General features: G+C 61.4%; 14 protein-coding genes and 1 pseudogene. 9 read left to right on the plus strand and 6 right to left on the minus strand.

All coding sequences use genetic code 11. The annotated features are described in order from the left end of the window. Window positions 1-174 precede the first annotated feature (174 nt). The gene (gene praA / locus GGD40_RS35870) at window positions 175-657 is read right to left on the minus strand and encodes an alkane oxidation protein activator PraA (protein ID WP_035557186.1); all 483 of its coding nucleotides are present in this window, start codon (window positions 655-657) and stop codon (window positions 175-177) included. Window positions 658-1546: 889 nt separating this feature from the next. On the opposite strand from praA, the gene GGD40_RS35875 reads away from it, so the two are divergent. Beyond that, window positions 1547-2392 (plus strand): hypothetical protein, encoded by an 846-nt coding sequence (locus tag GGD40_RS35875; RefSeq protein WP_179746906.1) that lies wholly within the window; start codon window positions 1547-1549, stop codon window positions 2390-2392. A 209-nt stretch (window positions 2393-2601) separates the two neighbouring features. On the opposite strand, the gene GGD40_RS35880 is transcribed toward GGD40_RS35875, so the two are convergent. Then, a complete protein-coding gene (locus GGD40_RS35880; RefSeq protein ID WP_179713558.1) occupies window positions 2602-2946 on the minus strand; it encodes a DUF3088 domain-containing protein in 345 nt (114 codons plus the stop codon). 225 nt (window positions 2947-3171) lie between these two features. Then, window positions 3172-3717, minus strand: a complete 546-nt coding sequence (locus GGD40_RS35885; protein WP_179713556.1) for a glutathione peroxidase — start codon at window positions 3715-3717, stop codon at window positions 3172-3174. A 285-nt stretch (window positions 3718-4002) separates the two neighbouring features. On the opposite strand from GGD40_RS35885, the gene GGD40_RS35890 reads away from it, so the two are divergent. Further along, on the plus strand, window positions 4003-4887 hold the full coding sequence (locus tag GGD40_RS35890) for an ABC transporter substrate-binding protein (RefSeq protein WP_257030768.1): 885 nt from the start codon (window positions 4003-4005) through the stop codon (window positions 4885-4887). Window positions 4888-4908: 21 nt separating this feature from the next. Here GGD40_RS35890 and GGD40_RS35895 read toward each other — a convergent pair whose 3' ends face one another. Together GGD40_RS35895 and GGD40_RS35900 are read right to left on the minus strand one after the other, a co-directional pair. Then, entirely contained in the window at window positions 4909-5922 is a 1014-nt protein-coding gene (locus GGD40_RS35895; protein ID WP_179746907.1) for a DMT family transporter, read from the minus strand. 30 nt (window positions 5923-5952) lie between these two features. Continuing rightward, the gene (locus GGD40_RS35900) at window positions 5953-6561 is read right to left on the minus strand and encodes a TetR/AcrR family transcriptional regulator (protein WP_257030672.1); all 609 of its coding nucleotides are present in this window, start codon (window positions 6559-6561) and stop codon (window positions 5953-5955) included. Window positions 6562-6696: 135 nt separating this feature from the next. Here GGD40_RS35900 and GGD40_RS35905 point away from each other — a divergent pair. The 7 genes and pseudogenes from GGD40_RS35905 to GGD40_RS35935 all read left to right on the plus strand — a co-directional run. Beyond that, a pseudogene (locus tag GGD40_RS35905) lies at window positions 6697-7242 on the plus strand (TCP-1/cpn60 chaperonin family protein); the annotation flags it as partial. Between the two features lie 71 nt (window positions 7243-7313). Next, window positions 7314-8684, plus strand: coding sequence for an LLM class flavin-dependent oxidoreductase (locus GGD40_RS35910; RefSeq protein WP_179713548.1), 1371 nt, complete (start codon window positions 7314-7316; stop codon window positions 8682-8684). 288 nt (window positions 8685-8972) lie between these two features. Beyond that, the gene (locus tag GGD40_RS35915) at window positions 8973-9368 is read left to right on the plus strand and encodes a hypothetical protein (protein WP_179713546.1); all 396 of its coding nucleotides are present in this window, start codon (window positions 8973-8975) and stop codon (window positions 9366-9368) included. Between the two features lie 133 nt (window positions 9369-9501). Beyond that, window positions 9502-9807: a hypothetical protein gene (locus GGD40_RS35920; RefSeq protein ID WP_179713544.1), complete on the plus strand. Its 306-nt coding sequence runs from the start codon at window positions 9502-9504 to the stop codon at window positions 9805-9807. Window positions 9808-9828: 21 nt separating this feature from the next. Beyond that, the gene (locus tag GGD40_RS35925) at window positions 9829-11103 is read left to right on the plus strand and encodes an HlyD family secretion protein (protein ID WP_179713542.1); all 1275 of its coding nucleotides are present in this window, start codon (window positions 9829-9831) and stop codon (window positions 11101-11103) included. Between the two features lie 14 nt (window positions 11104-11117). Continuing rightward, window positions 11118-13376 (plus strand): peptidase domain-containing ABC transporter, encoded by a 2259-nt coding sequence (locus GGD40_RS35930; protein ID WP_179747162.1) that lies wholly within the window; start codon window positions 11118-11120, stop codon window positions 13374-13376. After that, on the plus strand, window positions 13373-14788 hold the full coding sequence (locus GGD40_RS35935; protein WP_179746909.1) for a TolC family protein: 1416 nt from the start codon (window positions 13373-13375) through the stop codon (window positions 14786-14788). Before GGD40_RS35930 ends, GGD40_RS35935 begins: the two co-directional genes overlap by 4 nt. Before the next feature lie 395 nt (window positions 14789-15183). Here GGD40_RS35935 and GGD40_RS35940 read toward each other — a convergent pair whose 3' ends face one another. Further along, window positions 15184-15477: a chaperone modulator CbpM gene (locus GGD40_RS35940; RefSeq protein ID WP_179714034.1), complete on the minus strand. Its 294-nt coding sequence runs from the start codon at window positions 15475-15477 to the stop codon at window positions 15184-15186. Window positions 15478-15486 lie beyond the last annotated feature (9 nt).

A 15486-nucleotide genomic window follows, 5' to 3' on the forward strand; every position in this document is an offset into this window, starting at 1 on the left:
AAACAACATGTAAGGGTGGAATCAGGCCGCGCGATTAATGGGCCTATTTTTTTGGGCTTTTCAGCGCGCGCAACATAGTGAGTCGGGAGCGCGACGAGGCGGCCTGGCGAGTTGACGGATCGCCGACCGTTGTTCGAGCTTCGCCGGTTTTCGCGGCGAAGCTCGACACCGCTATTACGGCGAGACTGTGAACGCCGGATTCGGGCTGACCGACAGGCTATTCACCTTGCAGTTGCCGGACAGCGGTTGATTGCTCGCGCTCAGCGTATTGGTCGCGTTGCTCCACGCACCACTGATCGTGGAAGGACCGCAGTTCGCGCCGAGCACGCTGAAGCCGACGTTCGCCACATTGCCGGTCGTCGTGCTGGTGGCAACGAGTTTCCACGGCAGTCCGATGATCTGCGGCACGCCGCACAGGCCACCGCCCGTGATCGCGACCGAGTTGATCTGCGCGTACGTGCCGTCCGTGCTCACCACGCCGCTGAGCGTGATGCCGCAACTAACATTCGGCGCGATCGGCGTGCTGACGTTGATCGTGCCCGGCGCGCTGAAGGAAGCACCGGCCGGTCCGATCGTCGCCGCGGCGGCGATCGGGGCTACGGCGGCGAATGCGATAGCGATGGCGCTGCTGCATGCGAAAGTTTTGATCAGCTTCATGATTGACCTTCCCAGAAAAAAGGCTAAAGAAATTGCCGGAGTTGGGCAGCCGGCGGCGCTGTGCGTGGACCTCGCCGCCTGGCCGTTTGAAGCGCCTGACTACTGCTATCCGCTCGGTCGGCGGGCATCGTCATGCCAGCCGCCGTCGGCGTCGTTCGTCATCCTGATCGCCTGGGTGTGGTGTTTTCAGGAAGGTCGAACCTCATGCAATTGCTGTTGCGATTGCTACGTCGGTTGCTATTGCACGAAGGCCCCGATAATGACGGCCGACACAGCACCATGCACATGTGTCTCAAATCCCATTATTTTGTCTCCGTGAGTATTTTTAATTCAGCGCGCACGATAATCGTCCGGCATAGGTATGCCGGTTTTATACGGGCGTAACAGGTCACGACATTAAAATGCCTCGCGTAGCACCAGCCAGCCCAATGGGCCAGCGATCTATTCAATCGGAAAATGCGCGCCGCATTTAAAAACAGGCTGAGTCCCGCAATAGACTGGCTGTCTCGCGAGATACCTGTTCCATCGCACTCCTCGTCGGGTTGGGATGCTGCAGTGCACCGCAGTCATTGGCCGGATGTTTCAAATAATTATGTGGCCAAACAGTAATCTGGACGGCGCGGCGTGTATATAGAACTTTTGATCCAAACCGATGATGGCGGCAGATCCTTGTATTGCCGTCGTTTCGCGAAGGTTTTTAAACGGTCGAATGAATCGAATAACGAGGTGCGGCGACGTTTAACAGTTTCAGTCTGATGCAATTGGCGTATTCTCACTGCGTGGCCAACCGATTTAGAAAACGCCGCGATCCGATTCAATACGTCGGCAATCGGCTGTTAATGGGGAAACGCGCACTATGTCATTCCGGAACGCGAGAAAACCTGCCGCCATGCGGTGGTGGCTTTTCGCCGGCTGCGGGGTATTGGGCCTCGGCACGATTGCGCTGACAGCTGTCCTGATGGGGCAGTGGCCGACGCGCGGGGACTCCGCCACGCAGGTTGCGGTTCAAGCCGAGGCTGAGCCTGGGGATATCGGCGGACTGGTCACGAATCGGCACAGCCTGGCGGTGGCGTCTCCCGCGGCGCCGGCCTCGTCGACCCACGTAGGGATCGACGTGTTTTCGCGCCTCGAAACGGCAGGACGCGATAAATCCCTGATCCAACCGGAAGCCAACCTCAGCAATACGCTCGACGAAGCGCTGCAACGCGCGCAGTCGTTTCCCGATTTCGGCGCGCTCGCGGGACGCACCGATCCGGAGGGACTCTTCGAAGCGGCGGCCTGGGTCGATGCGTGCGAGCGTGGTGCGTTCGCCGCTCAGGACATGTCGTTGCGCTGCCGGGAGCCGGATCGGCACGGCGCGCACTATGCGGACGATCTGTTGAAGCAGGCCGCTGATGCAGGCCAACCCGGCGCCGTTCTGAGCCTGGCGGCACGACACCCCGAACAATGGATGGAGATACCTTTGCGCAGCGGCGGCATGCTCGGCGACCGCGTGTTCGCACTCGCCGCGCTGGGCCGGTCCGCCGCACTCGTGCTGCTCAGTCAACTGTGCGCCGCGCCCAAAGCCTGCGTCGATGAGCAACTGACGCGCAACGTGCTGGCGCTACTGCAGTTGAGTATCTACAAGACGGGGACGTCGGAGACCGGCGAGTATCTGACGGGCTCCGAGATCAACCGCCGCGAAGCGGTCGATCGCGCCGCGCGACTCCGCACTGAACTGCAATGGCCGCCTTGATCGATCGCCGGGCGCCGTCCTCCCGTCACGGCTGCGGTCGCGGTGACAGTCACCTTCCGCGAAGGATAAACAGGTGGCGGTATCGGCGGGGCTCAAGCATCTGTTCTGATGCACTCAAATGACAGGGCCTGTTGCATGAATGGCCCTGTCTTATCTGATGCGGGACCGTGGGACGCGCCGCATTCCAACGGTCCCGCGCCATCATTTCATCAATGCACTTTAGGAAAGCCGTGACGCTGCGCAAGCAGATCGAGAATGCGACGCGTATCGGTCACGAAGCGTTTTTCGCCCAGCACCTGCGCGTCGGCGGGCGCCGGCTGTTCGTCGCCGAAAATCAATGCGGGCAGGCCTTGATGCGCCTCGTCGAGCGCCTCGATGGCAACCGCGCGCGGCCGCGCGAACGGTAAGCGCTGGATATCCAGTTGCGTGGTGCGGCTCGGATCGCTCGCCAGCAATCCTTCAATCGGCGCGCCGTGTGGGCAAATGAAACGCTCACCCGGATGCTTCGGATCGGTAAAGCCCGGTTCCAGTAACAGCAGCAGATCTCGACTCATGGTTGTCCCGTCGTGGAAGGTAGGTGAATGAATGACGCGAGAGGAATGGGACGTGCCCATGCAGCGGATCAGTATAGGCAGGCAGTGCGCGGCGCAAAACCAGCGATTTGAGCTATGGATATGTGCGCGGTGGGATTGATATGACGCGGGGTATGGCTGGGCGACGCGGGAGCGCCGCCCACTTTCACAACGGTAACGCTAAACCGGATCGAGCGGCTTCAGGTTTTAGCGTGCCAGTTCGGCCTCGATGGCCGCGACGAGGCGCGGATCATCGGCGGTGACATCGGGAGAAAAACGCCCCACCACGCGGCCATCGCGACTGACCAGAAATTTTTCGAAATTCCAGAGCACGTCGGGTACCGCGTTGGGTTCGATGCCGTAGCCCTTGAGCCGTTCGCGGAACGGACCCTCGCCGGTGGCGTCGGGCTGCGTGGCGGTCAGCGTGTGATACAGCGGATGCTGGTCGGCGCCGACCACCGAGATCTTCGAGAACAGCGGGAATTTCACGTCATAGGTGCTGGTGCAGAAGGTCTGGATTTCCTCGTCGCTGCCCGGCTCCTGGCCTTTGAAGTTGTTCGCCGGAAAACCCAGTACTTCGAGACCGTCGCCGCGCTTGTCTTCGTAGAGTTTTTCCAGACCTTCGTATTGCGGCGTCAGCCCGCATTTCGAGGCCACGTTCACGACCAGCAGCACCTTGCCTTGAAACTGCTTCAGTGTTTGCGGCGTGCCTTCAATCGACGTGACGGGTACATCGTATAAGGCTTGACTCATGGATCACCTTCGGTTGGTTGAGGGATGGGCACACGATACGCCGCTTTTCGAATTTCGGCAGAGCACGGCCGGGCGATCGCGCAATCGCGCAATCGCAAGAGGGTCGCCCCTCAATATCCTTATTCCTATTGATTGGTTCGCCCGGTTTCGGCGAAACGCTATTGTCGAGCGCTCACACGGTCTCGCCCAACCCACCCCAAACACAATGAGAGTTCAGTCATGAAACCGCAAAGTTCGCCACGCTTCACCGGCCAGGTTCTGCTCAGCGCGATCGCGTCGATCGCCATGGGTTTCAGCACGCTTGCCTTAGCCGGCGTTGCGCTCGATCTCAGCCCACAGCAACCGGACCGGATCCGTGTGCAAAAAGATCCGGTGGCCGTGAAAGCCGTCTCCGCGCAGTTTCATTTCGTGAAAGACGACACGCTCACAATCGGCATTCATCCGACCATCCCGCCGATCAGCACGTATGCCACCGACGCGAAAACCGTGGTCGGTTTCGACGCCGACCTCGCGCAAGTGGTCGCGGATAGTCTGGGTAGAAAGCTGGAACTGGTGCCGGTGGCGTGGGCCGACTGGCCGCTCGCGCTGGAGTCCGGCAAGGTCGACGCGGTGTTGTCGAACGTCACGGTCACGGAGGAGCGCAAGCTCAAATTCGATTTTTCCAGCTACCGTCAGGACCAGGTTGGCTTTTACGTGAAGTCCGACAGCAAGATCGCGTCGCTGAAGGAGCCGAAGGACGTGGCCGGCCTGCGGATCGTCACGGACTCCGGCACCAACCAGGAAAAGATCCTGCTGGCGTGGGACAAGGAAAATGTCGCGCACGGCCTGAAGCCGGTCGCCGTCCAGTACTACGACGATGTTGCCGTGAGGAACCTCGCGCTTCAATCCGGCCGCGCCGATGCGGTGTTCAGCGTCAATGCGACCCAGGCTTATCAGGCCGCGCAGCAAGGCAAGACCCGACTGGTCGGCACGGTCAGCGGCGGCTGGCCGCGCACCGCCGAACTCGCGATCGCGACGCGCAAAGGCAGCGGTCTCGCCGATGCGCTCACCGCCTCGCTGAACGACCTGATCGCGTCGGGTACGTACACGCGTGTGCTGGACCGATGGAATCTCGGCTCGGAGGCGATCGCCCGATCGGCGACCAATCCGCCGGGTTTGCCGAAGCTCTAAACCGTTTTCACGAGCAGGCGCTCAGCGTGCGGCGTTGAGTTTTCGGGCTCGACGCCGCAGGTAGAGATTGTTGAAGATCAGCGCAAGTCCCGTCGTACACGCACCGGCAATTTGCGCTCGCGCCGGCACGACACCGGTCAGCGACGACAGCACGAACGTCGTGACCGGCAGCACGTCCATGAACAGCACGCCGTTGAGCGGCGTCAAAATCCGGTTGCCCATATTCAAGAACAGAATCGCGACGAAGCCCGCAATCGGACCCATATAAAGCAGGTGCGGCGCGATGGCCCACAGTTGGCCGCCTGACGGTACGGCGACGACATGCAATGCGAACAGCAAAGCATTGAGCCCAAGGATCGTCGTCAAGCCGAGCCACAAGGTCACGGTGGTGTACTTCAGCGCCGACCAGTTCTTGAAGTGCGACGCGCTAAACGTGTAGATGACCCAGCACAGCGCGCCGACCAGAATCAGGCCGTTCGCCGAATAGTGCTGCGGTTCGTGCAGCGCCGACACGATATCGCCTTTCGTGACCACCAGCGAGACGCCGATGAACGACATCAGAATGAAGAGCAGCGTCACCACCGGCGGCATGCTTTTGCGGACCAGCGAATTCAGCAGCAGGCCCATCATCGGCTGGGTCGCCATCATGATCGATGCGGTCAACGCGCCTTGCGGGCCGGCGAGTTGCTGACCGAGAAACACAAACGAGCCGAAGCCGCAAAATCCGACCGAACCGAGCAACCACGCCAACGCAAGCGACCCGCCATTCGGTCGCCATGCGCCCTTACCTTCCTTGACGACCAACAGCGCGAGAAACGCCACGCCCGCGATCAGATAGCGCAGCGACGTGAAGGTGAACGGATCGACGTGCGTCAACGCGTCCGTCATCACGGGGAACATGATGCCCATCAACACGGTAGCCGCGACGCAGAACAGGACGCCTTTGCCATACGCGCTCTGGGCTGAAGGATGGCCGACGGTTGCTGCTCCGGCACGACCGGCAGTGACTGACGATATCCCGATCGGCTCATTCATGAATGATCGTTCCAGAAATAGGGAAAAATTTTAGAGCAGCGCGCGCATCGTCATTTCAACGATGGGCACGAGATCTTTCTCGTGGAAATTCGCTTTACCCAGCACACGAAAACCTTGGATCACGCATAACAGGAAGGTGCTGACGGCTTGCTCGTCGAGTGTGGAATTGAACTCTCCCGCTTGCTGGCCACGCGTCACGGCAGCGGCAAGGTGCGAAGCGATGCGGCGCAAAGTGGTTTCGATATGCGGACGCAAAGCCTCGTCCGCGGGCAGCAGTTCGATCACGGCGTTCGTGATGAAGCAGCCGTGCCGTTGCGACAGCCTCGCGGACACCTTGGTGTAGTGCAGCAACGCCTGGCGCAACGCCTCTTGCGGCGACTCCGCCGCTTCCAGTCGCTCTTTCACGCGGGCGACCGCCCCATCCGCATACTGACCGAACGCGGCGACGAGCAAACCGTGTTTGTCGCCGAACGCGCTGTAAAGACTCGCGCGGAACAGACCCGTGGATTTGCACAGCGTCTCGATCGACGTAGCGTGATAACCCTGCTGCCAGAACACCCGACCGGCCGCTCGCGTGACTTCGTCGATATCGAATTCGCGCGGGCGTCCACGCTCGGCGGGAGCGGACGATGAAGGCATGAGCGGGCTGTGTCGTGGCATGGTGTGCGGATATTAAGACTGATCGTTCCACAAAGCAAGCGGACTTGAGAACTTTACCCATCAGCCTCGCCGGTACACGGACCGCCGTCCTTTCCACTTCAACTCATAACGTAAAACATTCTTGCCAACGCGGTCAAGGTGACGCTCGGGCCGAAGGGCCGCAACGTGGTGCTTGAGCGTAGCTTCGGCTCGCCGGTCGTGACCAGGGACGGCGTCTCGGTCGCGAAGGAAATCGAGTTGCAGGACCGCGTGCAGAACATCGGCGCGCCACTGGTGAAGGAAGTCGCCTCGCGCACCAGCGACGCCGCCGGCGACGGCACCACCACCGCGACCGTGCTCGCCCAGGCGATCGTGCGTGAAGGACAGAAGTACGTCGCGGCCGGCTTGAATCCGCTCGACCTGAAGCGCGGCATCGACAAGGCGGTCGTCGCCGCCATCGACGAATTGAAGAAGATCAGCAAGCCGACCACCACCAGCAAGGAAATCGCGCAGGTCGCGACGATCTCGGCGAATGGCGAGGAGTCGATCGGACAGCGCATCGCGGAAGCGATCGACCGCGTCGGCAAGGAAGGCGTGATCACGGTCGAAGACGGCAAATCGCTCGATGACGAACTGGACGTGGTGGAAGGTCTGCAATTCGATCGGGGCTACCTGTCGCCGAATGGCGCCTCGCGTGGTAAAGCGCGCGTGAGCCCTCACCGAAAGACCCGCTTCACCTCACGGAGCAAACGATGAGCAAGAACAAACGACAGATCAAGCTAGGCGCGTTTCTAATGGAGACGGGCCACCATATCGCCGCATGGCGGCACCCCGACGCTCAGGCCGACGGCGGGCTCAACTTCGAACACTATGCGCAAGTTGCGCGTATCGCCGAACAGGCCAGGTTCGACGCGATCTTTTTCGCCGATAGCGTCAGCGTGCGCGATACCAATCTCGCTTCGCTCTCGCGGACCGCGCGCGCGGATCACTTCGAACCGTTGACGCTGTTGTCGGCGCTCTCGGTGGTCACGCGCAACATCGGGCTGATCGCGACGGTGTCGACCACCTTCAACGAGCCGTACAACCTGGCGCGTAAATTCGCGTCGCTCGATCATCTGAGCGGTGGACGCTCGGGCTGGAATCTCGTGACGTCGAGCACGGAATCCGAGGCGCTGAACTTCAGCTTCGAGCAGCATCCGGATCATGCGGTGCGCTATGAGCGCGCGAAAGAGTTCTACGACGTGGTCGCGGGTCTGTGGGATAGCTGGGAAGACGATGCCTTCTCGCGCGACAAGCAGAGCGGTGTCTATTTCGATCCCGACAAACTGCACGTGCTCAACCATCGCGGCAAGCATTTCAAGGTGCGTGGTCCATTGAACGTTGCGCGCTCGCCGCAGGGTTGGCCCGTCGTCGTGCAGGCGGGGGCATCGGATGCCGGCAAGGAACTCGCCGCGCAAACCGCCGAGGTGATTTTTGTGGCGCACCAGACGCTGGAGGAAGCGCAGACGTTCTATCGGGACATCAAGAGCCGCCTCGCGCGCTACGGACGGCAACCGGACCACCTGAAGATCATGCCGGGTATCTTCCCGGTGATCGGCAAAACCGAAGCTGAGGCGCGCGCGAAATTCGACGCGCTGCAGGAGCTGATTCATCCCACGGTCGGGTTGGCGTTGCTGTCGAATATGTCGGGCGGCGTGGACCTGTCCGGCTATCCGCTGGACGGGCCCGTTCCTGATCTGCCGGAAACCAACGGCGGTAAAAGCCGTCAGCGTTTGCTGCTGGACCTTGCGCGGCGCGAGAACCTGACAATCCGCGAGTTGTATCTGCGGATTGCGGGTGCGCGCGGACATCAGCAGGTGGTCGGCACGCCGGAGAGCATCGCCGATCAGTTGCAGCAATGGTTCGAGGAAGAAGGCGCGGACGGCTTTAACATCATGTCGCCGTGGCTGCCTGGTGGGCTGGGTGAGTTTGCCGAGCTGGTCGTGCCGGAGTTGCAACGGCGTGGGCTGTTCAGGACCGAGTACGAGGGGCGCACGCTGCGGGAGAATCTGGGGCTGCCGCGGCCGGTGAATCGGTATGTTCTGGCTGCAACGGAGCAGCGCGCGACCGTAGCGGCGCGCTAGTCGCATCACCTCGACGGAGCGACAAGCCGCGTCGCTACTCACCACGTCGCTCAGGGTCTTGCGCATACCTTCGATGCGAAACCTTGCTTTTATGTGGCTATGTCAATGCCGGGAGACTTGAGCCGCTGAGTGGCGTTATCTCTCTCCCGGTAGCCATTCCATCGTCTCTCCCCTCCCAAACGGCGCTCGCGGCCATTCGCCGAGTCCCCCTTTCTCTAACTGCTCGTACGAGCCCAGGTGGCAGCGGGACCGGCTGGTATTGACAATGATTCGCATTACGGATAATTTATGAGCCGTGGCCACGCGAAAAAATTCGCCAACTTTTTATCCACAGGAATCCAGATGATTGTTGAATTGAATCGGCAGGAAATCGAACAGGTCTCCGGCGCTGGCTTGACCGGAACAGTAGCGGGCACCCTCGGAGGAACAGTCGCAGGGCAAGCAATCGGTCCCGAGGTCGGAGCAGGATTCGGCGCGGCGGTTGGATCATTCCTTCCTGGCATCGGCACGTTGGGCGGCGCAATTATTGGAGCTGGCCTCGGTACCATGTATGGGGGCCTCGCGGGCGGAGCGGCGGGCGCTTACGTACTGGACAAACTTCAGGATCACGGGTGGGCATACTTCTTCCCCAATGGGGCGCCGACGTTCAATGAACTTTTGCAGTTCACTGATCAGCTTCAATAAAATCCCTGACTAAAGTACGCCAAGCCTTGTCAATAGCCGGGCTCGGCGTTCAAGTATTTATATGATATCCGCCAGAAAATTTCTAGAACAATTCATTGCGCTTTCCGCTTTATTCATGGTGATAATCATATCCATGTTTTTCCTGCTGGCCGAAAACTACGCTATAGATTATGTAACCGGAAGCGCTATGTGTTTGACTGGCATTATTTTTCTGAAGAAGATTGCATCAAAAAAATGGCCAGGTTTTCTTAATATCCCATGGTACAAAACCGACCTGCCGATTTACGGCGCACTTTTCGGGCTGGCATTGTCGCTGTTGGGAATTCTGTCCAAAATTAATGGTGGTAGTGCCGCCATTGCTTTTGCCTTGCCCGCTTCGCTCGGAACTGCATTGTATGACTATGCAAAAATCGTTCATGAAGAAGATAAAGGCAAGTAGCAGGCGACAATTGAGACTTCAATGAGCGGCCGTACCCGACTTTTTCGCAATAAAGCACTCGAGGCCCATCGCACGTCGATAATCGGCGAGATCGTGCTGGCGCGCCCCGTTTCGTTCATGTTCCTGACGGCTGCAGCCATCTGCATGGCGCTCGCCGTCGCCTTGTTATTGGCGTTCGGCAGTTACACGCGCCGCACCACGGTCGATGGCGTCGTCGTGCCCGACACCGGACTCGTCAAGGTCTATGCACAGCAGTCTGGCATTGTGCTGCGCAAGGCCATAGTCGAAGGACAGCACGTAACGCGTGGCATGGTGCTCTACACGCTTTCCACCGACCTGCAGAGTGCCGCAGAAGGTCGCACACAGGCCGCGTTGATCGAGCAGGCACGCCAGCGCAAACAATCATTGGTGAGGGAGAGCGACAAGACACGTCTGCTGCAACGGGATGAGCGTGACACGCTCCAGGCGAAGCTCGGCAGCTTGCGCGTCGAACTCGCCCGTCTCGACGACCAGTTCGCACGTCAAGGCGAGCGCGCATCGCTTGCGGCCGACGGCGTTGCCCGGTATCGGCGCCTCCTCGCCCAGGACTACGTCTCGACCGACCAGCTCCAGCAACGGCAAGCCGACCTGATCGACCAGCAGTCGAAGCTGCTCGGCCTGCAACGCGAGCGGGCCAACGTCTCCCAGGCACTCAAGGAGAGCGCGAACGAACTCGCTGGTCTTGCGCTCAGGCAGCAGAACCAGTTGGCGCAGCTCGATCGCAGCGTGATCGACGTCGACCAGACACTGATCGAAAGCGAGGCGCGACGCGAACTCGTGATCACCGCGCCCGAGAACGGTGTCGCAACCGCAGTCATTGCCGAACCGGGGCAGACGATAGGCGTCGTCCATCCGGCCGTAAGCATTGTGCCGGAAGGCTCGCGCTGGCACGTTCAGTTGTTCGTGCCCAGCGCGGCGGTCGGTTTCGTGAGCGTCGGCGTTCCGGTACGAGTGCGCTACCAGGCCTATCCGTACCAGAAGTTCGGCCAGTATCGCGCGCAGGTGACGTCGATTGCGCGGACGGCGTTGTCGGCCGCCGAACTGTCGATGGGTGGCATGTCCGCAGTCGGCGCACGCGGAGGGGACGCTACGTTCTATCGCGTCACCGCCACGCTCGATCAGCAGACAGTGACCGCGTACGGCAAGCCTCAGCCGCTGCAGTCCGGCATGGCGCTCGAAGCCGACATCCTGCGCGAACGCCGACGTCTTTACGAATGGGTGCTCGAACCGCTCTACAGCCTCACCGGCAAACTCTAATGTCTCTTTCCACCATGTTCTTTTTCGACCGCCTCTCGTTCGGCTTCGGCAGGAAGCTGCCGATCTTCTTGCAGACTGAAGCGACTGAATGCGGACTCGCGTGTCTCGCGATGGTCGCCGGCTATCACGGTGACCATGTGAACCTCGCCACATTGCGGGGCCGCTTTCCGGTATCGCTCAAGGGAACCGCGCTCGCTCGCCTGATCGAGATCGCTCAGCGTCTCGAACTGGGTACTCGCGCACTGAAGCTCGGTCTCGACCAGCTCGGGCAACTTCGAATGCCTTGCGTCCTGCACTGGAACTTCAACCACTTCGTCGTGTTGAAGGAGGTCAGTGGCAAGCACGCCGTGATACACGATCCCGCCCAGGGCATCCGGAAGTTACCGCTCGACGTGCTATCGCGCTCCTTCACCGGTGTCGCACTGGAGTTATGGCCCACGGGCAGCTTCACGCAGCGCGACCCCGCGCCCGCGATCAGGTTGCGCACGCTGCTCGGCCCGGTGTCCGGACTGTCGCGCTCACTTGGCCAGGTGCTGGCGCTCGCTCTCGTGCTCGAAGTATTCGCGATCGTGCAGCCTTTCTTTATGCAATGGGTCATCGACGAGGTGATCGTCAGCGCCGACCACGATCTGCTCACCGTGCTGGCACTCGGCTTCGGGCTCCTGCTGTTAATGCAGCAGGCGACCAGCGCGATCCGCGCGTGGGTGCTGATGTACTTCGGCACGACACTGAATGTGCAATGGCGCGCGAACGTCTTCGCGCATCTGCTCAGCTTGCCCGTGCGCTACTTTGAGCGACGCCATCTCGGCGACGTCGTGTCGCGCTTTGGTTCGATCGACGCGATCCAGCAAACGCTCACGACATCGTTCCTGAGCGCGGTAATCGACGGCCTGATGACCGTCGCCACGCTTGTGATGATGTTCGTCTACAGCCGCGCGCTCGGTTGTATCGCGCTCGGCGCGATGGCACTTTATGCGTTGCTGCGCTGGCTCTGGTACCACCCTCTGCGGCGCGCGACCGAGGATCAGATCGTACGCGCCGCCAGACAGCAGAGCCATTTTCTCGAAAGCGTGCGCGGTGTGAAGACGATCAAACTGTTCAACCGGCAGAACGAGCGCTGTGCGGGTTGGCTGTCTCTGTTCGTCGAACAGGTGAACGCCGGACTGCATGCGCAGAAACTGCATTTGCTGTATCAGCAGGTGAACGGACTGTTGTTCGGCATCGAAGGTTTGCTGGTTATCTGGCTCGGTGCGCAGATGGTGATGGACGGCCAGTTTACGGTCGGTGTGCTCATGGCATTCAACGCGTACAAGATGCAGTTCGATAGTCGCGTCGGCAGCCTCATCGACAAGTACTTCGAGGTGCGCATGTTGCAGTTGCAGGGCGAGCGGCTAGCCGACATCGTGTTCGCGGGCCCTGAGCCTGACGCCAGCCTGCGCCATGTGCCGGACGAAGCCGACGACCTCGCCGCGAGCATCGAATTCGACGCGGTCTGTTTCAGGTATGCGGAGGGCGAGCCGGTCGTACTCGACGGCGTGGCGCTCGCTATCGCTCCCGGTGAATCGGTTGCGCTCGTCGGGCCGTCGGGATGCGGCAAGACGACGCTCGTCAACGTATTGCTCGGCGTGCTCGAACCCACGGCGGGCAAAGTGAGGATCGGTGGAGTCGAACTCGAGCGGCTCGGGCTCGATCGGCTGCGCGCGCTCGTGGGCACCGTGCTGCAAGACGACGTGTTATTCGCCGGCTCGATTGCGGACAACATCAGCTTCTTCGATCCGGGAGCCGACTCGCGATGGGTTGCCGAGTGCGCACGGCTCGCTTCGGTGCATGCGGATATCGTTGCGATGCCGATGGGCTATAACACGCTTGTCGGCGATATGGGCACTATCCTGTCCGGTGGGCAGAAACAACGCGTGCTACTTGCCCGCGCGTTATACAAGCGGCCAAAAATTCTTGTACTCGACGAGGCGACGAGCCATCTTGATCTCCAGCGCGAGCACGAGGTCAACACGGCCGTCGGCGCACTGCGGATCACGCGCGTAATCGTCGCGCACCGGCCTGAGACGATTGCGTCGGCGGATCGCGTCGTGGTGTTAAGCGGTGGACGGATCGTGCTCGACCGGCCGACGGCGCAGCCGCTCGAGACCGCTTCCGCGGCGGCAGCGGGCAGCGCTTGCGGCGCTCACGAGCCGACGACCGCCATCGCATCGGTCTGCCCGGCCGCGACGCATGGCCTTGCCACACCGTGGCCCGTCGAACAGCCGGGCCGATGAAACAGCGTCTCCTCGCCGCCGCGTCGGTCGTTGCGCTAACCGGCGCCCCTCTCGCCCATGCCCAGATTCTTGACGTGTTCGCCACACAAAGCAGCGTGTCGCTCACGCCTGCCGCGCCACTGTTAAAAGGCGTTTCATGTCGCGCGTTGCCGGACAGCCGGGCGCTCGATCTCGACGACGTAGTCCTGCAAGCGGTTTGTGCGAATCCGCAGTCACGCGGAGCGTGGGCCCAGGCACGCACGCAAAGCGCCGCGCTGGGCATTGCCGATGCGGCCTTTCTGCCGACGCTGAATGCGACAGCGGGCGCCGAGCGTAACATGCTGTCCACCACCTACGACTACAGCGCGCTGGGCGCAGGCTCGATGAATACGTCAAGCAACTACGGGGTGCTGAACCTGAGCTGGGTTCTGTTCGACTCCGGCAAGCGCGGCGCCGCCCGGCGACAGGCCGGCGCGCTGCTCGCGGCGGCGAATGCCACGCAGGACCACACGCTGCAGACGGTATTCTTCAACGCGGTCCAGGCGTTCTACTCGCTGCGCGACGCCCAGGCATCACTCGATGCAGCGCAGCGTACCGAGGTGATCGCACGCGAAAGCCTTGAGGAAGCCAGCGCGAAACATGCCGCCGGCGCCGGCACACTAGCCGACGAACTGCAGGCGCGTACCAGCCACCGACGCGCGCTGCTCGAACGGGTCTACGCGGAAGGCGATGTCCGCGCGGCAACAGGTGTCCTTGCCGTCGCGCTCGGACTTGAAGCGAACTCCGCTTTACGAATCGCGTTCACGGAGCACGACGCGGACGCACCGCAGGATATCAACGACCGTATCGACGAGCTGATCGCCGAAGCGAAGCGGCGCGAACCCACGCTTATCGCCGCACAGGCGAAACTCGACGCGGCTCGCGCGAATGTCGACGCCGCACGCGCGCAGGGCCGCCCGACCCTGGCGCTCGTCGGCAGCCTCACGCAGAACAACCCCTCATACCAGCAACAGCCCCGGTCGATACCGATCACGCAAAGCCGTGGCACGACGATCGGTGTGCAACTGACGATTCCGCTGTTCGAAGGTTTCGCGTCCCGTTATCGAATCGAGCAGGCCCAGGCGCAAGCCGACGCGCAGGAGGCGGCGCTGCGTGATGCTCAGTTGCAGGTGTCGCTCGATGTATGGAAGAGCTACCACGGCGTGCGGACCGACGCCGCCAATCTGGCGAACTCGCGAGACCTGCTCGACGATGCGCAGCGCGCGCTCGATATTGCGCGCGGCCGTTACAGAGAGGGCGTTGGCACGTTCACCGAACTGCTGAATACACAAACCGCGCTCGCCGACGCGCAGAAACAGCGCGTTCTTGCCGCGTCGAAATGGCGCACCGCGCGTCTCAAACTCGCCGCGAGCCTCGGCAAACTCGGTTTATAGCTATCGAGTCCCCGAAAACCGCGAACACGAACACCATCGCGCAAATCGCGCCGGCCGCGGCAAGCCGAAAGGTCAGCGTCTGAAAATACGCCTCGGGCACACCGAACGCAAAGATCGAGACCAGCGCGCCCAACTGGATGACAACTGCCGACATCGACGCGGTCACGAGGTAGGCCCGCAACCTGACGGTAGTGGAAAGCTTCATGTGTGGCTGCCTGATAAGCAAAACGCGACGAGCGTTGCGCGCGCAACCAACCTTGCCGAACGACGAAACCGTCCGGGGCGGCGCACTGCGCACATAAACCGACGTCTCAGCCTATCAAGCGAACCTTAATGGAATCTGATGCGGCATCAATCTTCGCCGCATGAATACCCCAATCACTAGCGGATACGGCCTAAGCCCCACGTGGACGCTTCACGCGCGCCCGCAGCGCCTCGATTTCATCCAGCAGATCCAGCGCAAGCGCGATGCCGGGAGGGTTGATCTCCAGATCGTGCGCGAGGCGCTGCGCGGTCCGCACGCGCCTTAACGCGACGCCGCTGAATCGCCACTCCTCGGGTCGTTCACCCGCTGGTTCGAACACGCCTTCGGAAACCCACAGCGTCATCTCTTCCGCCGATGCCCCACTCACCCGGCACAACTCGACCAGCGTGAATTCGACGTTTTCATCGACGATCTGGCCTTCCATGTAGGTTGT

Origin of the sequence: Paraburkholderia bryophila, assembly GCF_013409255.1 — a bacterium.
GTDB lineage: Bacteria > Pseudomonadota > Gammaproteobacteria > Burkholderiales > Burkholderiaceae > Paraburkholderia.